The organism is Tepidimonas charontis, assembly GCF_007556685.1.
GTDB classification, from domain to species: domain Bacteria; phylum Pseudomonadota; class Gammaproteobacteria; order Burkholderiales; family Burkholderiaceae_C; genus Tepidimonas; species Tepidimonas charontis.
Genome location: NZ_VJON01000006.1, coordinates 1 through 22,531 on the forward strand (window position 1 = coordinate 1; position 22,531 = coordinate 22,531).

The 22,531-nt window shown below is 68.2% G+C and carries 19 protein-coding genes; 11 read left to right on the top strand and 8 right to left on the bottom strand.

Annotated elements, in window-relative coordinates:
- Positions 1–494 precede the first annotated feature (494 nt).
- The 3 genes from recG to ubiA all read left to right on the top strand — a co-directional run bounded on the left by recG (position 495) and on the right by ubiA (position 4,650).
- Positions 495–2,660, top strand: coding sequence for an ATP-dependent DNA helicase RecG (recG, locus tag Tchar_RS02925; protein ID WP_144327603.1), 2,166 nt, complete (start codon positions 495–497; stop codon positions 2,658–2,660).
- A gap of 81 nt (positions 2,661–2,741) precedes the next feature.
- On the top strand, positions 2,742–3,710 hold the full coding sequence (locus tag Tchar_RS02930) for a hydrogen peroxide-inducible genes activator (RefSeq protein WP_144327604.1): 969 nt from the start codon (positions 2,742–2,744) through the stop codon (positions 3,708–3,710).
- A 37-nt stretch (positions 3,711–3,747) separates the two neighbouring features.
- Complete coding sequence (gene ubiA, locus Tchar_RS02935) at positions 3,748–4,650, top strand: 4-hydroxybenzoate octaprenyltransferase (protein ID WP_144327670.1); 903 nt, start codon at positions 3,748–3,750, stop codon at positions 4,648–4,650.
- Between the two features lie 158 nt (positions 4,651–4,808).
- Here ubiA and proC read toward each other — a convergent pair whose 3' ends face one another.
- Entirely contained in the window at positions 4,809–5,702 is an 894-nt protein-coding gene (gene proC, locus Tchar_RS02940) for a pyrroline-5-carboxylate reductase (protein WP_328592026.1), read from the bottom strand.
- A 121-nt stretch (positions 5,703–5,823) separates the two neighbouring features.
- On the opposite strand from proC, the gene Tchar_RS13900 reads away from it, so the two are divergent.
- Complete coding sequence (locus tag Tchar_RS13900) at positions 5,824–6,030, top strand: GDCCVxC domain-containing (seleno)protein (protein WP_144327605.1); 207 nt, start codon at positions 5,824–5,826, stop codon at positions 6,028–6,030.
- Positions 6,031–6,088: 58 nt separating this feature from the next.
- Here Tchar_RS13900 and Tchar_RS02950 read toward each other — a convergent pair whose 3' ends face one another.
- Positions 6,089–7,129 carry a GGDEF domain-containing protein gene (locus Tchar_RS02950; RefSeq protein WP_161595435.1) on the bottom strand — a complete coding sequence of 347 codons (1,041 nt, stop codon included), beginning with the start codon at positions 7,127–7,129 and terminating at the stop codon, positions 6,089–6,091.
- A gap of 169 nt (positions 7,130–7,298) precedes the next feature.
- Between Tchar_RS02950 and Tchar_RS02955 the strand changes: the two genes are divergently transcribed.
- Together Tchar_RS02955 and Tchar_RS02960 are read left to right on the top strand one after the other, a co-directional pair.
- The gene (locus Tchar_RS02955; protein ID WP_201739284.1) at positions 7,299–8,240 is read left to right on the top strand and encodes a sodium-dependent bicarbonate transport family permease; all 942 of its coding nucleotides are present in this window, start codon (positions 7,299–7,301) and stop codon (positions 8,238–8,240) included.
- Positions 8,241–8,331: 91 nt separating this feature from the next.
- Positions 8,332–8,706, top strand: coding sequence for a P-II family nitrogen regulator (locus tag Tchar_RS02960; protein ID WP_236640143.1), 375 nt, complete (start codon positions 8,332–8,334; stop codon positions 8,704–8,706).
- Between the two features lie 168 nt (positions 8,707–8,874).
- Here Tchar_RS02960 and Tchar_RS02965 read toward each other — a convergent pair whose 3' ends face one another.
- Positions 8,875–10,674, bottom strand: coding sequence for an SLC13 family permease (locus Tchar_RS02965; protein ID WP_144327608.1), 1,800 nt, complete (start codon positions 10,672–10,674; stop codon positions 8,875–8,877).
- Positions 10,675–10,835: 161 nt separating this feature from the next.
- On the bottom strand, positions 10,836–11,609 hold the full coding sequence (locus Tchar_RS02970; protein WP_144327609.1) for a ParA family protein: 774 nt from the start codon (positions 11,607–11,609) through the stop codon (positions 10,836–10,838).
- Between the two features lie 172 nt (positions 11,610–11,781).
- Between Tchar_RS02970 and queA the strand changes: the two genes are divergently transcribed.
- From queA to tgt, 4 genes are all read left to right on the top strand, one after another.
- Complete coding sequence (gene queA / locus Tchar_RS02975) at positions 11,782–12,879, top strand: tRNA preQ1(34) S-adenosylmethionine ribosyltransferase-isomerase QueA (RefSeq protein ID WP_144327610.1); 1,098 nt, start codon at positions 11,782–11,784, stop codon at positions 12,877–12,879.
- A gap of 84 nt (positions 12,880–12,963) precedes the next feature.
- Complete coding sequence (locus Tchar_RS02980; protein ID WP_144327611.1) at positions 12,964–13,683, top strand: DUF3334 family protein; 720 nt, start codon at positions 12,964–12,966, stop codon at positions 13,681–13,683.
- Between the two features lie 65 nt (positions 13,684–13,748).
- Positions 13,749–16,670, top strand: coding sequence for a DNA methyltransferase (locus Tchar_RS02985; RefSeq protein ID WP_144327612.1), 2,922 nt, complete (start codon positions 13,749–13,751; stop codon positions 16,668–16,670).
- A 143-nt stretch (positions 16,671–16,813) separates the two neighbouring features.
- A complete protein-coding gene (gene tgt, locus Tchar_RS02990; protein WP_144327613.1) occupies positions 16,814–17,998 on the top strand; it encodes a tRNA guanosine(34) transglycosylase Tgt in 1,185 nt (394 codons plus the stop codon).
- A gap of 69 nt (positions 17,999–18,067) precedes the next feature.
- Here the strand turns inward: tgt and Tchar_RS02995 are convergent, their stop codons facing one another.
- Together Tchar_RS02995 and Tchar_RS03000 are read right to left on the bottom strand one after the other, a co-directional pair.
- Positions 18,068–19,318, bottom strand: coding sequence for an FIST signal transduction protein (locus tag Tchar_RS02995; protein WP_236640144.1), 1,251 nt, complete (start codon positions 19,316–19,318; stop codon positions 18,068–18,070).
- Positions 19,315–20,154 (bottom strand): PhaM family polyhydroxyalkanoate granule multifunctional regulatory protein, encoded by an 840-nt coding sequence (locus tag Tchar_RS03000; RefSeq protein WP_144327614.1) that lies wholly within the window; start codon positions 20,152–20,154, stop codon positions 19,315–19,317. Before Tchar_RS03000 ends, Tchar_RS02995 begins: the two co-directional genes overlap by 4 nt.
- Positions 20,155–20,350: 196 nt before the next feature.
- Between Tchar_RS03000 and Tchar_RS03005 the strand changes: the two genes are divergently transcribed.
- Positions 20,351–20,734, top strand: a complete 384-nt coding sequence (locus tag Tchar_RS03005; RefSeq protein WP_144327615.1) for a TraR/DksA family transcriptional regulator — start codon at positions 20,351–20,353, stop codon at positions 20,732–20,734.
- On the opposite strand, the gene ugpQ is transcribed toward Tchar_RS03005, so the two are convergent.
- A complete protein-coding gene (ugpQ, locus tag Tchar_RS03010) occupies positions 20,695–21,498 on the bottom strand; it encodes a glycerophosphodiester phosphodiesterase (RefSeq protein ID WP_144327616.1) in 804 nt (267 codons plus the stop codon). The genes Tchar_RS03005 and ugpQ overlap by 40 nt on opposite strands.
- Positions 21,499–21,509: 11 nt before the next feature.
- Positions 21,510–22,529, bottom strand: a complete 1,020-nt coding sequence (gene ugpC / locus Tchar_RS03015; protein WP_144327617.1) for a sn-glycerol-3-phosphate ABC transporter ATP-binding protein UgpC — start codon at positions 22,527–22,529, stop codon at positions 21,510–21,512.
- Positions 22,530–22,531 lie beyond the last annotated feature (2 nt).

Consider the following 22,531-nt stretch of genomic DNA (forward strand, 5'->3'; position numbering starts at 1 on the left):
CGATCCTGCTCCAGCCACCCCCAGCGCCGTCGATGACAAGACGCTCAATGCGCGGGTGGATGACATCCTCAAAGCGCGCCAAGTCAAACAGCCATGGTGTCCCGGCCCTGAGCACCCCTGGCGTCGTCTCTTCAGCGCTCCGCCCTCATGGGCTGGCCCATGGGCCAGCCCATGAGGACATACCTTCGGCGTCAAACCGGACATTTCTAACTTGCTCAGAGGGCGGACATTTCTACTTTGCCTTGACACACCCGTCCTCTGCGCAGGGATCGTGTCCATACCCCCAGCGCAGGGCACACGCGGCGCCGTCTGGCTATCCCGGTGTCGTGGCGAGCGTCACGGACGGGGACGCGAACGCACACGCCGGCAGCAATCACCCGCAAAGCCCAGGTACGGCGCCGTGCACCCGGCGAAAACCCGCTTCTGCACGGGTAGACGGACACCTGCCCCCGGATCGCACGTGGCGGCGCGGCTCTCTAGAATCGGCGGTGGCCATGCGCACCCCAACGCCGCCCACCGCGAACCCGACAACCGATGCCGCGCCGCGCACCGCCAGCGCCGACGGCGTCGAGCCGCGCGTCAGCGGACCGCAGCGCGCGCTGCGCCGGCTCGGACTGGTGCGGCCAATCGATTTGGCCCTGCACCTGCCGCTGCGTTACGAAGACCTCACGCGCGTGCGACCGCTCGCACAGGCACGCGATGGCGACGAGGCGCTGATCGAAGGCGAAGTACTGGTGCGCGAAGTGCAGCAGCGGCCACGGCGCCAGCTGGTGGCCACACTGGCGGTGGCTGACGGCGGCCGCTGCACGCTGCGGTTTTTCACGTTTTATCCGTCGCACCTGCAGGCGCTCGCGCCGGGAGCGCGCGTGCGCGCCCATGGCGAGCTGCGCGGGAGCTGGGCCGGCTGGACCATGGTGCACCCGCGGCTGCTCAAGGCGGACGCCCCCCTGCCGGCCGGGTTGACGCCGGTGTACCCCAGTACGGCCGGCTTACCACAGGCCTATTTGCGCGCCGCCGTGGCACGCGCCTTGGCCCAAGCCGACCTGAGCGAGACCATCCCGCCGGCGGCCTTGGCCGAATTGCCCGGGACCGCCGCGCCGCCGTGGACCTTGCAGGCGGCGCTGGCGTTTTTGCATCAGCCCCCTGCGGGAACCGATCCGGCACAGCCCCAGGATCGCACCCATCCGGCCTGGGTGCGTTTGAAGGCCGAAGAGCTGCTGGCGCAACAGCTGGCGCAGGAGCAAGCCCGGCGCGCGCGCGGCACCCGCCGGGCGCCAGTGCTACACGCCGCCACCCATGGCTTGCCGGCGCGCCTGTGTGCGGCCTTGCCATTTGCCTTGACGGGCGCGCAGCAGCGCGCGGCCGCCGAAATCGCCGCCGACCTGGCCCGCCCAACGCCGATGCACCGCTTGTTGCAGGGGGACGTCGGCAGCGGCAAGACCGTGGTGGCGGCGCTGGCGGCAGCGCACGTCATCGACGCCGGTTGGCAGTGCGCACTGATGGCGCCGACCGAGATTTTGGCCGAGCAGCACTTTGGCAAGCTGGTGCAATGGCTGGAGCCGCTGCTGGCGCCACTGGGCCGGCGCGTGGTGTGGTTGACGGGCAGCCAGCGGCGGGCCGAGCGTGCAGCGGCGTTGCAGGCGATTGCCAGTGGAGCCGCCGCGCTGGTGGTGGGCACCCACGCCGTCATCCAGGAGGAGGTGGCGTTTGCGCGCCTTGGGCTGGCCATCGTCGACGAGCAACACCGCTTTGGGGTGGCACAGCGGCTGGCGCTGCGCCGCAAGGCCGGCGACGACACGGTGGAGCCGCACCTGTTGATGATGAGCGCCACCCCCATTCCCCGCACCCTGGCGATGACGCTGTACGCCGACCTGGACATCTCGACGCTGGATGAGTTGCCGCCCGGGCGCAGCCCCATCGTCACCAAGCTGATCAACGCCCAGCGCCGCGACGAGGTGATCGCACGCATTCGCACGCAAGTGATGCAGGGACGGCAGGTTTACTGGGTGTGCCCGTTGATCGAGGACAGCGAAGCGCTGGACCTGCGCGCCGCCACCGCCACCCATGCCGAGCTGCAGGCGGCCTTGGCCGATGCCTGCGATGCCCAGGGGCGGCCGGTGCGCGTCGGGCTGCTGCACGCGCGGCTGCCCGCAGCGGACAAGCAAGCCATCATGGCGGCGTTCGCACGCGGTGAGCTGGCGGTGCTGGTCAGCACCACCGTCATCGAGGTGGGGGTGGACGTGCCCAACGCCTCGCTGATGGTGATCGAGCACGCCGAGCGCTTCGGCCTGAGTCAGCTGCACCAGCTGCGCGGGCGCGTCGGACGCGGCTCGGTGGCCTCGGTATGCCTGCTGCTGTACAGCCCCGGTGACGGCGGACGCGTGAGCGAGAGCGCGCGCGCACGGCTGCGCGCGATGGTCGAGACCACCGACGGCTTTGAGATTGCGCGCCGCGACCTGGCGTTGCGCGGCCCCGGCGAGTTTTTGGGGGCGCGCCAGTCGGGCACACCGCTGCTGCGCTTTGCCGACCTGGCCAGCGATGAGGCCCTGATCGACTGGGCGCGGCGTTGGGCGCCGTGGATGTGGCTGCATCAACCGCAGCAGGCACAGCGGCATCTGCAGCGCTGGTTGGGTGGAAAATTGGACTATCTGAAAGCTTGAGCCGATAATGCACGGCGCGGAAAGCCTTGGTCCGTGCGGCTGCCCTCCGAGTCGGTCCCAACGGTTCGAGCCACGATCACCATGACCCTGACCGAACTGAAATACGTCGTCGCCGTGGCACGCGAGCGTCACTTCGGCCGTGCTGCCGAAGCCTGCTTCGTCTCGCAGCCGACGCTGTCGGTGGCGATCAAAAAGCTCGAAGAAGAGCTCGACGTCAAGATCTTCGAGCGCAGCGCCAGCGAAGTCACCGTCACCCCGCTGGGGCAGGAAATCGTGCGCCAGGCGCAGGTGGTGCTGGAGCAGGCCGCGGCGATCAAGGAAATCGCCAAGCGCGGCAAGGACCCGCTGGCCGCACCGCTGCGCTTGGGCCTGATCTACACCATCGCGCCCTACCTGCTGCCCGATCTGGTCAAGCAGGTGATCGAACGCGCGCGCCAGATGCCGTTGATTTTGCAGGAGAACTTCACCGCTCGGCTGCTGGAGCAGCTGCGCGTGGGCGAACTCGACGCCGCCATCCTGGCCGAGCCCTTCCCCGATACCAATCTGGCGGTGGCGCCGCTGTACGACGAACCCTTCGTTGCCGTGGTGCCCGCGGATCACCCCTTGGCGACGCGTGAAGCCGTCAGCATCGACGAGCTCAAGCGCGAGACCATGCTGCTGCTCGGCGCTGGGCACTGTTTTCGCGATCACGTGCTGCAGGTGTGCCCGGAGTTTGCGCGCCTGTCGGACAATGCCGAGGGCATTCAAAAAAGCTTCGAGGGCTCGTCGCTGGAAACCATCAAGCACATGGTGGCCGCCGGCATGGGGGTGACACTGGTGCCGCGGCTGTCGGTGCCACGCGGCGCACTCGACCCCGCCACCCGCGAGGCCACGGCGGCCAGCCTGGGGGGCGACGCCCACCACCTGCGCTATCTGCCCATCGCGGGCGAGCCGCCGTCGCGGCGCGTGGTGCTGGTGTGGCGGCGCAGCTTCACCCGCTACGAAGCGATTGCCGCCCTGCGCAATGCCGTCTACACCTGCGAGCTGCCGGGCTGCCAGCGCCTGACCTGACCCCCTTGGTACCGATGACCACATGACCGGACCCACCATGGCCTCCCCGCTGCCTGCGGCGCCGCCGCCGCAGCCCTCGCCCTGGCGCGAGCGGCTGCGTCTGTACCTGGACCTGATCCGCTGGGACCGCCCGGCCGGCTGGCTGCTGCTGCTGTGGCCCACACTGTCGGCCCTGTGGCTGGCCGCTGGGGGCTGGCCCGGCTGGCATCTGCTGGCGGTGTTCGTGCTCGGCACCATCCTGATGCGCAGCGCCGGCTGCTGCGTCAACGACGTGGCCGACCGCGAATTCGACCGCCATGTCGAGCGCACCGCGCAACGCCCGGTCACCTGTGGGCGTATCGCGCCGCGCGAGGCGTTGGCGGTGGGTGCGGCGCTGGCGCTGCTGGCCTTTGTCTTGGTCTTGACGACGCGGCGCGAGGCGGTGCTGTGGTCGTTTGCGGCGCTGGCGGTGGCGGTGTTCTACCCCTACACCAAGCGTTTTTTCGCCATGCCGCAGGCGGTGCTGGGGGTGGCGTTCAGCTTCGGCATTCCGATGGCGTTCGCGGCGGTGCGCGGCGACGTGCCCCCTCTGGCCTGGGGGCTGCTGCTGGCCAACGCCTTCTGGGTGCTGGCCTACGACACCGAATACGCGATGGTGGACCGCAACGACGACCTGCGCATCGGCATACGCACCTCGGCCATCACGCTGGGAAGGTGGGACGTAGCGGCGGTGCTGGCCTTCTATGGGTTGCACCTGCTGCTGTGGACCGGGTTGCTGTGGCCGCACGCGGGTGGCCCTTGGTTCGCCGCCGGGGTGTTGGGCGCCGCGGCACAGGTGCCGTGGCACGCGCGCCTGATTCGCGAGCGCTCACGCGCCGGCTGTTTTCGCGCCTTTCGGCTCAACCACTGGCTGGGCGCCAGCTTGTTTGCGGGCTTGGCGCTGCAGCTGACGCTGGGATGACCGCCCGCCGCGATACGCAGCGGCGCGGCTGGGGTGAAGGGCGCTCGCGGCGCAATCGCGAGCGGCACGGCGACGCCGTCACGGCAGACCTGGCCAGACCAACCGGCGCGGTCGGGCCGGCGGAGCCCCCCACCGACGGCGGCGTGCCGCGGGCTGGCTCAAGCCGATGAACCGGCTTCGGCGCCGAACGCCTCCCCGAGCTCTCGGGCCCGTTGATGGGCGGCCTGCAGCGCAGCGATGAAAGCCTCGCGCACGCCGCGTTCGTGCAGCACGGCCAGCGCCGCCGCCGTCGTGCCGCCTTTGGAGGTGACGCGCTCGCGCAGCACCTCGGGCGGCTCGGCGCTGCGCTCGGCCAGGTGCGCGGCGCCATCGAAGGTGGCGATGGCCAGCTGCAGGGCCACCGCCGGCGGCAGGCCCAGCGCGGCGCCCGCATCCCGCATCGCCTCCAACACGTAAAACACATAGGCCGGCCCGGAACCCGAGACGGCGGTGACGGCATCCAAGGCCGCTTCGTCGTCCACCCACACCCAACGCCCGGTGCCGGCGATGAGCGCCTGGGCACGCGCCCGATCGTCGGCACTGACGCTGGGTAGCGCGTACAGCGCCGTCATACCGCGGCCCACCAGCGCGGGGGTGTTGGGCATGGTGCGCACGATGCGCTCGGTACCCAACCACGCCCGCATGGCGGCACAGCGGATACCGGCTGCCACACTCAGCTGCAGGGCACCGCCGACGAAGGGCGCAGCGGCCAGCGCCGCCTCGCGAAACGTCTGCGGCTTGACCGCCCACACCACCAACGCCGCCTCGGCCAGCGTGGGGTCGGGTGCTGCCAGCGTGCGCACGCCCCACTGCTGCTGCAGGCGCTCGCGCACCGCCGGCTGCGGATCGAGCACACACACGTCGGCGGCACGCCCGCCGGCGGTCAACAGCGCCTCCAACAGCGCGCTGGCCATGTTGCCGCCACCCACGAAGGCCATGCGCACACCGGCGAGCAGGTGCGGCGCGATGGCCTGGGGCGATGGGGATACGGTGGGGCGCGCGGTCGGTTCCATGGCGTTATTGTGCGTCATCGCCGGGCTGTGCTGCCCCGCCGGCTACCTCCGCATGAAGCGCTATCGGGCTATCGGGTGTAGAGTGCGGCTTCGAGATACCACAATCGGCAGCCCGCACCCCATGCACACCGTCACGCTCCAGTCCGTCCTGACGTGCCCGTACTGTGGGCACGCGCAGTCGCAGACCATGCCCACCGACGCCTGCCAGTTCTTCTACGAGTGCCCGGCCTGTCACGCCCTGTTGCGGCCGAAGGCGGGTGACTGCTGCGTATTCTGTTCCTACGGCTCGATGCCGTGCCCGCCCGTGCAGCAGGGCCGGGCCGCGTAAATGCCGGGCGGCTGTTGTGGCTGAGCGCGCCGCGTATCCAACGGCGCGCGCCTGCGCGTCACTGGCGCGATGGCGGCTCTCCACTGTCGGCCCAGCAGACGCGGTCGCGCCCGGAACCCTTGGCGCGGTAAAGGGCTGCGTCGGCGCGTGCCAGACACGCTTGCCACGACTCCGCGGGTACGTGTGTTGCCACCCCCGCGGAAAAGGTCACGGGCGTCTGGCCCACGCGCACCTGCGCACGCACCGCCTGGCGCAAACGCTGCAGCACCGCGGTGGCCACCTCCGCATCGGCCGGTGACAGCCACAACACGAATTCCTCGCCGCCGAAGCGGTACACCCGATCGGTCTTGCGGACGGTGGCCTGCATCACCGCAGCCACGTCGCGCAACACCGCGTCACCGGCGTCGTGCCCGTGCTGGTCATTGATCGCTTTGAAGTAATCGAGATCGATCACCGCCAGCGTGCCGGCGCTTCGCGTGCCGGCAAAGCCCTGGGCAAACTCGACTTCGAGCAAACGCCGATTGCCCACACCCGTGAGTGGATCGAGCAGACTGAGCGTTTGCCAGCGACCAATGCGCCGCTGCGCCTGCTGCGACACCAGAAAACCGTACACGCCGGTGAGGACATTCGTGATGACGAAAAACGGCAGGCCCTCGGTGCCGCCCAGCTCCTGCCACGATAGCGCGGCCGCGCCCACCACTGCGGCCGCACCCAGCGTCGCCGCTGCCCACGGCGGGACCAGAAAAAACATCATCAGCACCCCCGGATAGGCCCAAAACAAGGCGGCGAACTGCGCCGCCACCCCAATGGCCCAGATGCCACCGACGATGCACACGGCCATGATCCAGCCCGGCACGCGGGTTTGGCGCGTGCGCCAGGCGTAGATGGCGGAGCCGCCCAGCAATACGGTGAGCACGGCATCGTTGGCCATGGCCAGCCAATTGCCTTGCAGCGCACGCCAGACGGCAAACGGCGCCAGCCACAGGGCGGCGACGACACCGCCCAGGGTGATGACCGCCAGCGTATAGTCTTCACGCAGCGTATCCCACCAGGGAAGATGGTGCGCATCGGCGGGGTCAATGGAACGGGGTGACAGCACGGACCTGGGTCTCCTGATCTGCGGTCTGCCTGCGCGGGCCGGGGGCATGGCCGGCGCAGCAGCTTCTCTCTGTTCTTGCTGTGTGCATTGTGCGTCAAAGCCCGGCCGTTGGCGCACGATCGTTCGCGCCCGCCGCACCGGCCCACGGTTTGGCACAATCGCCCCCATCATGTCGTCGCTCGACCCGGTCATCCTGTTTTTTCTGCTCGGTCTGGTGGCCGGCCTGTTGCGCTCGGAATTGAAATTACCCGGCGCGTTGTACGACTCGCTGTCGATTTTTCTGTTGCTGGCCATCGGCCTGAAGGGCGGGCAGGGGCTGGCCACGCAGCCGCTGGCACCGCTGTTGCCACAGGTGGCCGCGGCGGTGGCACTGGGGGTAGTGCAGACCTTACTGGCCTTCGGGGCCCTGCGTTGGTTGTTTGGCTTCGACCGGCCCGACGCCGCCGCCACCGCCGCGCACTATGGCTCGGTCAGCGTGGCCACCTACGCCGTGGCCACCGCGTGGCTGGCGGCACGCGCCATCGACGTCGAACCGCAGATGGCGGTGTTGCTGGCGGTGATGGAGGTGCCCGCTATTTTGGTGGGCATCATGCTGGCGCGTGGCATCGACCGGCGCACCGATTGGGCCGCCCTGAGCCACGAGGCGTTCCTGGGCAAGGGCGTGACGCTGTTGCTGGGCGGCATGGCCATCGGCTGGGCGGCCGGACCCGACGGGCTACAGCCCATCAGCCCACTGTTCGTCGATTTGTTCAAGGGTGTGCTGGCGTTGTTTCTGCTGGAAATGGGCCTGATCGTCAGCCGCCAAGTCGGTGAGCTGCGCCGGCGTGGGCTGGCCTTGGTGGTTTTTGGCGTGGCCATGCCGCTGCTGTCCGCACCGCTGGGCGCGGCCACCGGCGTCGCGCTGGGCTTGTCGGTGGGCGGCACCACGGTGTTGGCGACCTTGGCCGCGTCGGCGTCCTACATCGCGGTGCCGGCGGCCATGCGCATCGCCGTGCCGCAAGCCAACCCGGCGCTGTCGCTGGCCGGCGCGCTGGGCGTGACGTTTCCGTTCAATCTGCTCGTGGGCATCCCCCTGTACCACCGGCTGGCAGTGGCGCTGGTGGGCAGCTGACGCCGTGCTGATCCCGGCTGCCCTGGTTTTGCCCGAACAGTCCACCCCTCGACCCTGTCGGTGCTAGCATGAGAATCGTCTCTTGCCCACCATGAATCCGTTCTGCGTGGACCCCAACGACATCCACCCAGTGACGATCCCATCGACGCCCATGACCACTGCCGTGACCACCGAAAAACGCACCCTGCTGACCGTGTTTACCGAAGCGGCCCTGGAGCCGTTGCTGGTGGCCGACATGAACCGCTTGGGCATCCGCGGCTACACCTTTTCGGATGCGCGCGGCAAGGGCAGCCGCGGCGTGCGCGACGCCACCTGGGATGAGTCACGCAACCTGCGCCTGGAAATCATCTGCGCGCGCGCCCAGGCCGAGGCTTTTTTACAGCATTTGCAAACGCGCTACTACGCGCACTACGCGATGGTGGCGTTTCTGTCCGAGGTCGAAGTGCTGCGCCCGGACAAATTTTGACGACGACAGCGGCCGGGTCCCGGACCCACTGGGCCGACCCGCGCTCGCATCGCGGCGCCCGCACGGCCATGCGGTCTCGGCCGCCTCGCGGGTTGAGCATCGGTCGGGCCTCCAGCGTGAAGATCCGCGCGCTTAGCCGACGCCGTTTGGGCGTGGTCAGCAACCGGGTCAAAATGGCCAAAACCACGGGATCAGCACGCTCGCCAGCGCGCACACCAGCAGATTCAGCGGCACACCCAGCCGAGCGAAATCGCTGAAGCGGTAGTTACCGGCACCGTAGACCAGGGTATTGGTCTGATAACCGATGGGCGTGGCAAAACTGGCGCTGGCGGCAAACATCACCCCGACCACGAAGGGTCGGGCGTCCACGCCCAAGGCATGCGCCACCTCGATGGCCACCGGCGTCAACAGCGCCGCCACCGCGTTGTTGCTCAAAAATTCGGTGGCCACCGAAGTCGCCAACACGACCAGCCCCAACACCAGCCAGGGCGATGCACCATGGGCCCAGCCAACCAGTGCGTGCGCTGCCAACCCGGCCAGGCCCGATGCGCGCATGGCCTCGCTCAGGGCCAACATGGCGTAGATCAGTATCAACAGCGGCCACTCGACGGCTTTATAGGCTTCATCGGGCTTGAGGCACCCCGTCAGTACCACGGTGACGGCACCGATCAGCGCCGAACCCTCGATTGGCATCACATCCAAAGCCGCCAAACCGATCACGGCCACCAAGGTACCCAGCGCCAGCGCCGCCTTCTCACGCCGCTGCCCACCCGCTTTGACGTCGGTGATCGCCAACAGATCGCCGTTGTCGCAAAAACGCTGAAGCTGGCGCGGCGTGCCCTCGACCAGCAGCACATCGCCTACCTGCAACTGAAAGTCATCGCCAATGTCGGCGATCGAGGCATTCTTGCGGTGCACCGCGATCAGGTGGATGCCGTAGCGGGCAGCCAAGTCGAGGTCGCGGATCGGGCGCTGCACGTACCGCGAGGTCTGCCCCACCAGCGCCTCGACGATCACCACGTCCGGCCGGCGTAGCGTTTCCAGATCGGTGAGACCGCTGGCGGCGGCCGGCGCCGCGGACAGCCCCACGCCATCGCGCTGGTGCAGTGCCACCACGGTCGTGCTGCGTGAGTGCACCACCAGTCGGTCGCCGGCCTGCAGACGAACCTCCGGGTCCGGCGCGCTCCACTCATCGTCGCCGCGGTATAGCTTGAGCACGCGCACATCGCCGTTGCTCAGGTGTGCTTCGCTCAGCGAGCGCCCCACCAGGCGCGACCCCTCGGGCACGAACAGCTCGGTCATGAACAGCCGCTCGGAACCGACGCCGAACTGTTGGGCCAGCGTCTCGCGCGCCGGCAGCCAAGCGCGCGCGCCCCAATAGACGAAAGCCGCGCCCGCCAGCGCGATGATGGCACCGGGCACGGTGATCTCGAACAAGCCAAACGGAGCCAACCCATGTTGGCGCGCCACCCCATCGACCAAGAGGTTGGTCGACGTACCCATCAGGGTGACCATACCGCCCAGGATGGTGGCATACGACAGCGGTATGAGCAGGCGCGACGGCACCACGGCAGCACGTGCTGCCAGCGTCGTCACCACCGGGATCATCACCATCACCAGCGGCGTGTTGTTCATGAACGGCGACACCAGCAAACACAGCAGCAGTAGGCCGCCCAGTAGCCGCCTTTCACTGTGTGCCGCCCACATCGACAGATAGTCGCCGATGCGGTCCACGGCACCGGTTCTGCTCAGTGCAGCGGTGATAACGAAAAGGCAGGCGATGGTGAACGGCGCGCTGTTGCTCAACACACCAAGCATCTGTGCCGGAGTCAACACCCCCAATATCAGCAGCAGGGCGACTGCAGCCAGTGCTGCCACGTCCGGCTTGAGCCGTTCGTGGACGAACGCCCCGAACAGCCCGACCAGAACCACCCCGACAACCCACGCATGCAATGAAATCGGCACCATGGGTCGGACGATAGCGCCGACTCGTCAAAACACCAACGAATAAAAAGTGATCTGCTTATTCCCTGCAGATCCAAAGACGCTCAGCGCCCCATGGCGACGATTGCGAACCCCTTCCATGTCGTGTGCCCCGCCCCCCGCAGCCGGGGACAACACCCACCATCCTATGCGCCGGCGTGCAAGCGATCGTGCAGCGCCACGAAGGCCTGGGTCAGCTTGTGCCGCGGCTCCAAGTGAATCATCGGGCGCGCTCGCTGGTGCGATTCGCGTACCTTCACCGACGCCGGCAGATAGGGCTCCAGCACCGGCAGGCCTTCGTCGCGCAACTCTTGCACCAGCCGCTGCGGCAACTGGGCGCGCACCTGGTACTGGTTGACGACGATGCCGCGCAACGCCAGCGCCGGGTTGTGATCGGCGCGGATTTCCTGCACGTGTGCCAGCAAGCCGTACAGGGCCTGGCGCGAAAAATCGTCGCAATCGAACGGGATGAGGCAACCGCTGGCACCCATCAGCGCCGAGCGGGTGTAGAAATTGAGCGCCGGCGGCGTATCGATGTAGATGCGCGAGTACTCTGGCGCCAGCTGCGCCAGCGCTTCGCGCAATTTGTATATCTTGTGGCGCGACTCCAGCTTGGGCAACAGCTCGTCGAGCGCGGGGCTGGCGGCCATCAGATCCAGTCCCGCAAAGGGCGTGCGCACCACGAACGCCGTGGGTGGCTGCGGGTGGAAGGTGAAGCTGAGCGTCTGCTCGAAAAACTGGGCCACGGTGGGCTGCGCGTCGCCCACAGGTGCTCCCAACAGATAGCGGGTGGCGTTGCCCTGCGAATCGAGATCGATCAGCAGCGTGCGCTGCCCTTGCGCCGCGCTGATGGCGGCCAGATTGCAGGCAATGGTGGACTTGCCCACCCCGCCTTTTTGGTTGAAGACGACCAGCGCCATCGGCTCGCTCCTGCTGCAGTGCAGCACATGATACCTTCTGCGACAATGTACTTTCTGCGACAATGGCGTGCGCGCCGCCCGACCCACCGCAGGCACACGCGGCGGTGCCTTGCGCTTGGGCGCGTGATCGTTTTTGCATCCTTGGCACGGGCCCGTCCGGCCCTCAAGCACCATGACTGCCTCCTCTTCGCACCCCAGCGCCCCTGCACCGGCGCAAACCAGGCGCAGCTACACCGTCGATGATTTCGACTTCGCGCTGCCGCCCGAGCTGATTGCGCAACACCCCGCGCCCGAGCGCAGCGCCTCGCGCCTGCTCGACGGGCGCCAGTGCCCCCCCACCGACCGTGTCTTTCGTGAACTGCCCAACCTGCTGCAAGCCGGCGACCTGCTGGTGTTCAACGACACCCAGGTCATCAAGGCGCGCTTGTTCGGCGTCAAACCCAGCGGCGGCCGGCTGGAGCTGCTGGTGGAGCGCGTGCTGGCCGACGGCGAGGTGGTGGCGCACATGAAGGTGAGCAAAAAGCCCGCTGCCGGCACCGTGCTGCACATGGCCCTCGACGACGGAGGCCAGCCCGCCTTCACCGCCACCCTGCTGGGCCGTTGGCCCGACGCCGACGGCCCACTGTTTCGCCTGCGCTTCTCCGACGACCCCTACGCGCTGATGGCGCGCCATGGACACGTGCCCCTGCCGCCCTATATCGCGCACGCCGACACCGCCGAGGACGAACGGCGCTACCAGACGGTGTTTGCCAAGCACCCGGGGGCGGTGGCGGCACCGACGGCCGCGCTGCACTTCGACGAAGGGATACTGGCGGCGCTGCAGGCGCGTGGCGTGCACCGCGCCAGCGTGACGCTGCACGTAGGCGCGGGCACCTTCCAGCCTGTCAAGGTGCGCGATCTGCACGCGCACCGCATGCACAGCGAGTGGTACCGCATACCACCCGAGACCTTGGCCGCCGTGGAGCGCACGCGCCGCAGCGGCGGACGCATCGTTGCGGTTGGCACCACCACCGTGCGCACACTGGAGAGCTGGGCCACGAGCGGCCGCACCGAAGGCGACACCACGCTCTTCATCACCCCGGGCTTTGCCTTTCGGGTGGTGGACCTGCTCATCACCAACTTTCACCTGCCGCGCAGCACCCTGCTGATGCTGGTCAGCGCCTTTGCGGGGTACGATCACATCCGCGCGCTGTACCAGCACGCCATCGCGCAACGCTACCGCTTCTTCAGCTACGGTGACGCGATGTTGTTGCAACGCGCCGCGCGGTAGTTGGTCGAGGCGCGGCGCCGGTTTTTCTCGTACGTGCTCCCCGGCCGCTTGGCCAAGCGTATCCACCTTCCACGGAGACCACCCATGCCCACCGTGAACCCGGAAACTCCCAGCCGCGACGACGTCGTCTTCGACACCGAAGACCTGCTGCTGAGCCTGTGCCAGTCGGTGGCGCGCGTGCTCAACGCCGCCAGCGGCAGCGGCATCACTTACTCCGGCATGGTGCAGCGCATCCACAAAACCTGCCTCAAGCCCGACATTGGCTGCTTCGTGCTGTTCGACGGCGGTTTTTCCGGGCTGGTGATCCTGAACTTTTCCGGATCGGCGGCGATGGAGCTGTACCGCGGTGCCATGCACCAGATGGGGCTGCCGGAACAGGAGCTGGCCACCGCCTACACCTCCGACGAAGTGGCCAATATGATGGGCGAACTGCTCAACCAGGCCCTGGGCGACTTCACCAGCAAGATCCGGCGCGAGCTGCAGACCCACATCTCGCACAGCCAGCCGAAGATGGTGGTGCTCAACCGGCAGGTGGTGCTCAGCGTCGATGCCCACCTGGACCAGCCCGAGGCGCGCCGCGTCACCTTCTACACCGCGCGCAACCACATCTTCTACCTGGAACTGGCCATCGACCGCACCGAATTCGTGCGCCTGCTGGACTTCGAGCCGCAAGCCGCGCCCGACCCCGACGCGCTGATGGCGCAGGCACGCTCGGCGGCCCCAACCCCGGCCGCGCCAGCCCCCGCGCCGGGCAGCAGCGGCGACGACGACACCGCCGAGCTGCTGCGCTCGCTGGGCATGTGAGCCGCACGGCGGCGGTAGATATGATAGGGCAGCGCAATCGACTCCCAGCACCGGAGGCCAGGAACATGGCACTGTCCTGGAACGAGATCAAAAATCGGGCGCTGGCGTTTTCCAAGCAGTGGGCGAACGCCGCGCGCGAAGACGCCGAGGCCAAACCGTTCTGGCTGGATTTCTTCACAATCTTCGGCATCACCGACAAGCGCGTCGCCAGCTTCGAGCACGCCGTCAGACGGCTTCCGCATGCCCACGGGCGCACAGACGGTTTCGTGGACTTGTTTTGGCCCGGCGTCCTGCTGGTGGAGCACAAGTCTCGTGGCAAAGACCTCGACCGCGCCATGGACCAGGCGATGGGCTACCTAGCCGGCATTGCCGAGCGCGACTTACCCGAACTGGTGGTGGTGTGCGACTTTGCATGCTTTCGCGTGCGCCACCTGGCCAGCGGTGAAACGCGCGAATTTGCGCTGGCCGACCTGCACAAACACATCCGGCTTTTCGGCTTGCTGGCGGGTTATAAAACGCAGACCATCACCCCGCAAGACCCCGTCAATATCAAAGCCGCCGAGCGCATGGGGCGGCTGCACGACACACTCAAGGCCAGCGGCTACGTCGGGCACCCGCTCGAGGTCATGCTGGTGCGGCTGCTATTTTGCCTGTTTGCCGACGACACCGGCATTTTTCAGCCTGCGCAAGCGCTGCGCACCTTCATCGAAGAGCGCACGGCCCCTGACGGCGCCGATCTCGGGCCATGGCTGGCACGGCTGTTTGAAGTGCTCAACACGCCCGAGCACCAGCGCTCCCCGCATCTCGACGCCCAATTGGCCGCCTTTCCCTACATCAACGGGCGACTGTTCGAGGAGCGCCTGCCCATCGCCGACTTCGACACCGCCATGCGCGAAGCGCTTCTGGACGCCTGCGCGCTGGACTGGTCGGCCATCAGCCCTGCCATTTTCGGCAGCCTGTTTCAAAGCATCATGGACGAGCAGGCGCGCCGCAATCTGGGCGCGCACTACACCTCGGAAGAAAACATCCTCAAGCTCATCCGGCCGCTGTTTTTGGACGCCCTGTGGGCGGAATTCCGCAAGGTCAAGGGCCACCGCAACCGCCTGTTCGAATTCCACAAGAAACTGCGACAGCTCACGTTTCTGGACCCGGCCTGCGGCTGCGGCAATTTTCTCGTCATCAGCTACCGGGAGCTGCGTCAACTGGAGCTGGAGGTGCTGCGCGCCAGCTACCAAGATGGGCAGCAGATGCTGGATGTGCACCAGCTCATCCGCGTTGACGTGGACCAGTTCTACGGAATCGAGATCGAAGAATTCCCGGCCCAGATTGCGCAAGTAGCGTTGTGGCTGGTGGACCACCAGATGAACCTGCGCGTCAGCGAGGAGTTCGGTCAGTACTTCGCACGCATCCCGCTCAAGAGCGCGCCGCATATCGTGCACGGCAACGCACTGCGGCTGGACTGGAACGACGTGCTGCCTGCCCAACGTTGCAGCTACGTGCTGGGCAACCCGCCCTTCGTGGGCGCCAAGTATATGAGCGCTGCGCACCGCGACGACACCCGCGCCGTGTTCGCGGGCATCGACAACGCTGGGCTGCTGGACCTGGTAGCGGCCTGGTATGTGAAGGCCACCCGCTACCTGCAAACCGCAGTCGGCGGCCACGCACCCGTGCGCCAGGCCACCGCAGTACCCGCTGGCGTGGCATCACGCCCGCCCGCAGACCTCGACGGCACGGTCGGCCTCGCGCCTGCCCCGCCCCGTGCCGCCTTCGTCTCCACCAACAGCATCACACAAGGCGAGCAGGTCGGCGTGCTGTGGGGCTGGCTGCTGGCGCAGGGCGTGCACATCCACTTCGCCCACCGCACCTTTGCCTGGAGCAACGAGGCCAGGGGGAAGGCCGCCGTGCATTGTGTCATCGTCGGCTTTGGGCTGGACGACTGCGCCGACAAAACCCTCTTCGAATACGCCGAGCCGCGCGGCGAGCCGCTGGCCCTGCCCGCGCGCCACATCAACCCCTATCTGGTGGATGGACCGGACGTGCTGCTGCCCCGGCGCAGCCAGCCGCTGTGCGCGGTGCCGCCCATCGGCATCGGCAACAAGCCCATCGACGGCGGCCACTACCTATTCACCCGAGCTGAGCGCGACGCATTCATCGCCCAAGAGCCCGGCAGCGCCAAATGGTTTCGGCGCTGGTTGGGGTCAGACGAATTTCTCAACGGGGGCGAGCGTTGGGTGTTGTGGCTAGGCGACTGCCCGCCCAGCGAATTGCGCGCCATGCCGCGTGTGATGCAGCGCGTGCAGGCAGTACGCGCCTTCCGCCTGGCCAGCAGCAGCGCGCCCACTCGCAAACTGGCCGACACGCCCACGCGCTTTCATGTCGAAAACATTCCGGATCAGCCGTATCTGATCATTCCGAAAACGTCATCCGAAAAGCGGGCTTACATACCGATGGGATTCGAACAGCCGGACGTTTTATGCGGTGACGCGGTCTTCGTTTGTGTGGGTGCCACCCTGTACCACTTCGGCGTGCTGTCCAGCGCCATGCACAACGCCTGGGTGCGTGCAGTCTGCGGGCGACTCAAGAGCGATTTTCGCTACTCCGCCGCCATCGTGTACAACAATTTCCCCTGGCCCGACCTGCCGGCGGAGGCCGCACCGGGTAGCGCGGCGCACCGGGCGCGCGCGGCCATCGAAGGCGCCGCCCAAGCCGTCTTGGAGGCACGCGCCCGGTTTCAACAGGGCGATCGGCCCGCCACGCTGGCAGACTTGTATGACCCGCTGAGTATGCCACCTGTGCTGCGCAAGGCCCACCAAGGGCTGGATGCCGCAGTGGATGCCGCCTATACGCTTGGGGGTGCACCCAAAGCATGGCGCACGGAAGCCGAGCGCGTGGCCTATCTGTTCACCCGCTACCGGCAGCTCACCCAGCCGCTGCCCGCCACCGTGCCCCGGCCCGCCGCTCGGCGACGCCGGTCGGCCAGTGCGTAGGCCACCGGCCCTGGGGATCGGGGCCTGGATGATCGCCCGCGGCTCGCCGTCGCCGACGACGCAAGAAACCCCCACCGAGCCGGTGCAGGGCGCAACCCCGCGCCCGCGAACGATCGGCCTGACCGCGCCCGTAGAATCGCGCGATGCTGCAGTTCCAGATTCTGGCCACCGACCCCGACTCACACGCACGCCGCGCGCGGCTGACGCTGAACCACGGCGTGGTCGAGACCCCGATCTTCATGCCCGTGGGCACCTACGGCACCGTCAAGGGCGTGATGCCGCGCAACCTGCACGAGATGGGCGCACAGATCATCCTGGGCAATACCTTTCATTTGTGGTTGCGCCCGGGGCTGGAGGTGATTCGCGCCTTCGGCGGTCTGCACGGCTTCGAGCAGTGGCCCAAACCGATCCTCACCGATTCCGGCGGCTTCCAAGTCTGGAGCCTGGGCGCGATGCGCAAAATCAGCGAAGAGGGGGTGCACTTCGCCTCGCCCGTCAACGGTGACAAACTCTTCATGTCGCCCGAGGTCAGCATCCAGATCCAGACCGTGCTCAACAGCGACATCGTGATGCAGCTGGACGAGTGCACGCCGTACTGGCAAGGCGACAAGGCCAGCGGCCACGTCACCACCGAAGCCGAGGCGCGCGCCAGCATGGAGCTGAGCCTGCGCTGGGCGCGCCGCTGCCAGGCCGAGTTCGAGCGTCTGGGCAACCGCAATGCCCTGTTCGGCATCGTACAGGGCGGCATGTACGAACACCTGCGGCAAGAGTCGCTGGAGGCGCTGGCGGCGCTGGACCTGCCTGGCTATGCCATCGGCGGCGTCAGCGTGGGCGAGCCCAAGGAGGACATGCGCCGCATCATGGCGCACACCCCGCACCGGCTGCCCGCGCACAAGCCGCGCTACCTGATGGGCGTGGGCACGCCCGAGGACTTGGTCGAAGGCGTGGCCTGCGGCGTGGACATGTTCGATTGCGTGATGCCCACGCGCAATGCGCGCAACGGCACCTACTTCACGCGCACCGGCGACCTGAAAATCCGCAACGCCCGCTATAAAACCGACCCGCTGCCGATCGACCCGAGCTGCACCTGCTACGCCTGCGCCGGCGCCGAGGGCGTGAGCTGGGAAGACGGCGGGCGCGGCGGTTTTTCGCGCGCCTACCTGCACCACCTGGATCGCTGCGGCGAAATGCTGGGGCCGATGCTGGCCACCATCCACAACCTGCACTTTTACCTGCATCTGATGCAGGAAGTGCGTGCGGCGCTGGAGACCGGCCGCTTCAGCGCGTTTCGCCAGCGCTTTGCCAGCGAGCGGGCGCGCGGCGTCTGAGACGGCCCGCCGCAGCGCGCCCCAACGCAGGCCCCGAGGGCGCGGGCAGCGGCGCCCCCAGCGGCGGGATCAATCGGCGACGAACACGGTCAGCACCCCGGTGTAGCCGTACACGCGGTGGTGGGCGATTTCGCCCGCAGCGAAAAAGCCCACCAGCGGCACCTCGCCCAGCGCCTGGCGGATGATCTGCAGCTCGGCACTGGGCGCGCCGAAGTGGCCGCCGCCGCGGCCGTTGCAGCTGACGTACACCGCCCCGGCCACGCGCGCGCTCGCCTCCACCGGCGCCCGCAGGGCCTCCTCGTCTGCGCCCAAGGCGTCGCGAATCTCGGCGCAGATGCGCACCAGATCGGCACGCGCGGCCTGCACGTGGCGCTCGCACAGGGTCAGGAGCGTACCCGGCGCCACGTGGTCGGCCACCAAAAAGGCGCGCTGCGCGGGGTCCAGGCCAACGATATGGCGCACCAAGACGTCGTCACCCAGGCGCAGCGGTACGCGGCCCGGGCGTGGCGTCGCAGCGGCGGCGGGCGGCGCCTGCAAACCCACCAACACCTGGCGCAGACGGGCGACGATGGCCGGCAGATCGTGGCTCGGCAACGCCAGATCGTGCAGCAGCACGTCCAGCGCCGGCTCACCGTCGAGCGCCAGCACGAGCGGGCCGTCGGCGGCGGTGACACGGCGCGCGCTGCCCACCGGGCGCACCCCTTGCGTGACGCGCGAGACGATGCCAACGTCCGGGCCGAACGCCACGCCGCTGAGCCCACCCTGAAACAAGCCTTCGGCAGCGCAGCGGCCCTGGCCCGCCACCGCCCCGCGGCTGGAACGCGCCACCTGCAGCGAGCCGGCGCGGCTGGCCACCAGGCCGCCGAACAGATAGTGGCCCAGGGTGCGCTCGGCCAATTCGCGCACCAGCTCGTCCAGGTCCGGAATGGCAGGGTCGGCATGCACCAGCGCGGTTTGCGCCTCGAAACCGTCCGCGCTCTGGGTGGCGCTCAACGGCGCCACGCCGTTGAAAACGCGAAAGCGCTCGGGCGCCACATCGCACAGCATCACCGTCAGCGCTGGCTCGTCCCAATATTCGACCCCGCTGGCGCAGATGCCCACCCCCACCGCCCCCACCCAGTCGGTCACCTGCGGCAGCTCCGCGCCCAAGTGGTCCAGTATTGCCTGGGCGTGCTCGGCGTAGTGATCGGTCAGGTACACCAACCCCAGCGGCGGCACGGTATCCGCATCGGTGGCCTGCGCGCGCAGCTGCGCCAGCACCAGGGCCGCTGCCATCGGCCAGTGCGGGTGGGTGGCGTGGGCACTGAGGAAACGTTTCACGGCGTGGGCTTGCGGTGGCGTGCAGCGCCGCCGCCGGGCGATGGGGAGATCGGTGGTGCGGGGCGCGCGCCGCGCGGCGCAGCGCCCTTTGGCGCCTGCGGGCTCTGCTGGGCCAACGGGCCCGCGCCGCTGCCTGTCGCCGCCACTCGCGCTGCCGGGGCAGCACGCGATGCGCGCGGACGTGCCGCGCCTTGGGCGGCGCCGGCTGCCTCGGTCGAGGGCGCTGCTGGCGCCGGCGACGCCGCACTGGGCGCGGCCGCCGTCACGCCGTGGGCGGCGGCGCGCGCCGCCTGCACCGTCATATCCTGCAGCGCCTGCGCGGCAATGGTCTGAAATTGCTGTGTCAGCGCGCGCCAGAAGCGCACCGGATCGATCTCGCTCGCGCCCGCCCCTGCGACGGGCGCCGAGCCCGACTGGTCGCCTTCGGACGACGTGGTATCGCGGTCGGACGGGGGGGCGGCATCGTCGGGCGACGCCGCCGTACTGGCCGCTGCCCCATCATCCGCCGTATCCGCCAAACCCTGCGCCCAGCGCTGCGCCACGCGCCCCAGGCTGACGTTCATCCCCTGCAGTGTCGCCAGGGTGAGTTTTTGCACCTCCAGCGCCTGCATCGTCGCTTGCACGGCGCGCGCGTTCTGTTCCAGCCAAAAGTGCACGGCCTTCAAGTCCCGAATACGGCGCTCCAGCTCCTCGACGTCGAACACCGGCGCCACCCACTGCGCCGCCGCCGGGGCGGCCGTCCCCGCGCCCAGCCCCTGCAAAAACGCAAAACCTGGCACATAGCGTGCGTAAGGGGCCCATGCGGCCTGCCAAAGGTTCGGATCGGGAGATGTCATGACGCCATCCTTCTTCCGGGCGCGCCCCCGCGCCCACGCCCTTAGCATGCCACAAGCGCGCCGCCGCGCCCACCCGGTGCCATCGGGGGCATGCGCTTGATCGAGGTCAAACCGGCGCCGATCGTGCGCCGCGGCACGTTGGCAAAGCCGCGCTTTGGCCTGACAATCGGCCTCGATTGACCGTCACGGATCCACCATGAGCGACGCCATTTCCGATACTTTCGCCCAACAACTGCAACAGATGCGCAGCGAGCTGCTGGCGCGCATCCGTGCCCAGCGCGGCGGGCGCCTGGGCCGCGCTGAGGTCGCCGAAGACCCCCATACCCTGCAAAGCGGCGACTTGAATCAGGCCTACGGCGAGCGGGACTTGGAGCAGGCGCTCAGCGAGCGCGAGACGGCCGAGCTGCGCGCCATCGACGAGGCGCTGGCGCGCATCGCCGCCGGCACCTTCGGTTTGTGCGTGGATTGCGGGGCCGAGATTCCCGCGGCACGGCTGCACGCCGCCCCCACCACCTTGCGCTGCCTGGCCTGCCAAGCGCGCTATGAGCGCGAGCACCCGTCGGCCACGCCGTCGCTGTAGGGCTGTGCCGGCCCCAGGGTGTCGACGCGGTCGCTGATGATGCCCTCCACCCCCCACGCGCGCAGGTTCGCAGCGCGCGCCGCGTCATTGACGGTGTAGGTCAGGCGGCGCCAGCCGCGCGCCTGGCATTGGCCCACGAGCGCTGGCGTCCACAGCGTGTGTTCGAGCACCACCGCCGCGCATTGCAGTTGCTGCGCCACCTCCCAGCAACCCGGCCACAGACGATCCAACAACAAACCGCGCGGCAGATGCGGGCACGTGCGTTGCGCTGCCTGCAGGGCCTGGGGTTGAAACGAAGTCAGCAGGGGCCAGGACGGCCCGCCGGGCCGGCCTGCCCCATGCGCGCGCCACAGCGCATCCACCGCGCGCGCCACCCCTTCGCCGGTTGGCTCTTCGCTGCCCGGGGTGGGCTTGATTTCCAGGTTCAGCCAGGCCCCGCGCGGCAGCGCCCACTGCGCCAGTCGCTCCAGGCTCAGCAGCGACTCACCGGCATACGCCGGGCTGTGCCAGCGGCCGGCATCCAGTGCCTTTAACTCGGCCCAGGTGAGGTCAGCCGCGCGTCCGCGCCCATTGGTGGTGCGTTCCAGCGTGGCGTCATGCAGCAAAAACGGCACCCCATCGGCCGCGAGCTTGACGTCGCATTCAAAGGCGCGCCAACCGTAGCGCCACCCTAATTCGAACGCCGCCAAGGTGTTTTCGGGCGCCAGTTGGCCGGCGCCGCGGTGCGCGATCCAGGTCGGCAGGTCGTCCAGAGTCGAAGTCATGGTCGCGCTCCTCAGTCACCCATGCGCCGACCGCTTTCGGGATCGAAACTGTGCACGCGGTCGGACAGCGGGCGCACGTGCAGCGTGGCGCCCAGCCCCGGGTGGCAGTCATCGCTTTCGGCCACCCGCACGGTGATCGGCTGCCCGTGGGTGCGACCGTGTATCAGCCGCTCGGCGCCGAGCAGCTCCACCGCTTCCACCGTGACCGGCCAACCATCGCCGTCGGGCACCACACGCAGATGCTCGGGGCGGACGCCCAGCACCACACCAGTGCGCGCCCCGGGTACCTCACGCAGCAGGTTCATCGCTGGCGAGCCGATGAAGGTGGCGACGAAGGTCGTGGCCGGGCGATGGTAGACCTCCTCGGGGGTGCCGAACTGCTCCATGCGGCCGGCATTCATCACCAGCACGCGCTGCGCCAGTGTCATCGCCTCGACCTGATCGTGGGTGACGAACAGACTCGTGATACCGAGCTCTCGGTGCAGCTTTTGGATTTCCAGCCGGGTATGCACACGCAGTTTGGCGTCGAGATTGGACAGCGGCTCGTCGAACAAAAACACCTGGGGCTGGCGCACGATGGCACGGCCCATGGCCACGCGCTGACGCTGACCACCCGAGAGTTGCCGTGGCTTGCGCTGCAACAGCGTGCTCAGCTCCAGGATCCGCGCGGCATGCTCGACACGGCGCCGGATTTCCTCCCTCGGCACACCACGCAGTTTCAGTCCATAGGCCATGTTGTCGTATACCGTCATGTGCGGGTACAGCGCGTAGTTCTGAAACACCATGGCGATGTCACGCGCCGCGGGCTCCAGGTCGTTGACGACGCGGTCGCCGATGCGAATGGTGCCGGCACTGATGGCCTCCAAACCCGCCACCATGCGCAGCAAGGTGCTTTTGCCACAGCCCGAGGGGCCGACGATGACGACGAATTCGCCGTCATCGATATTGGCGCTCAGGCCGTGGATGGCGGTGACGTGTTGGCGACCGTGTTCGTAACGTTTGACGACATCGTCGAAATGGAGAGAAGCCATGA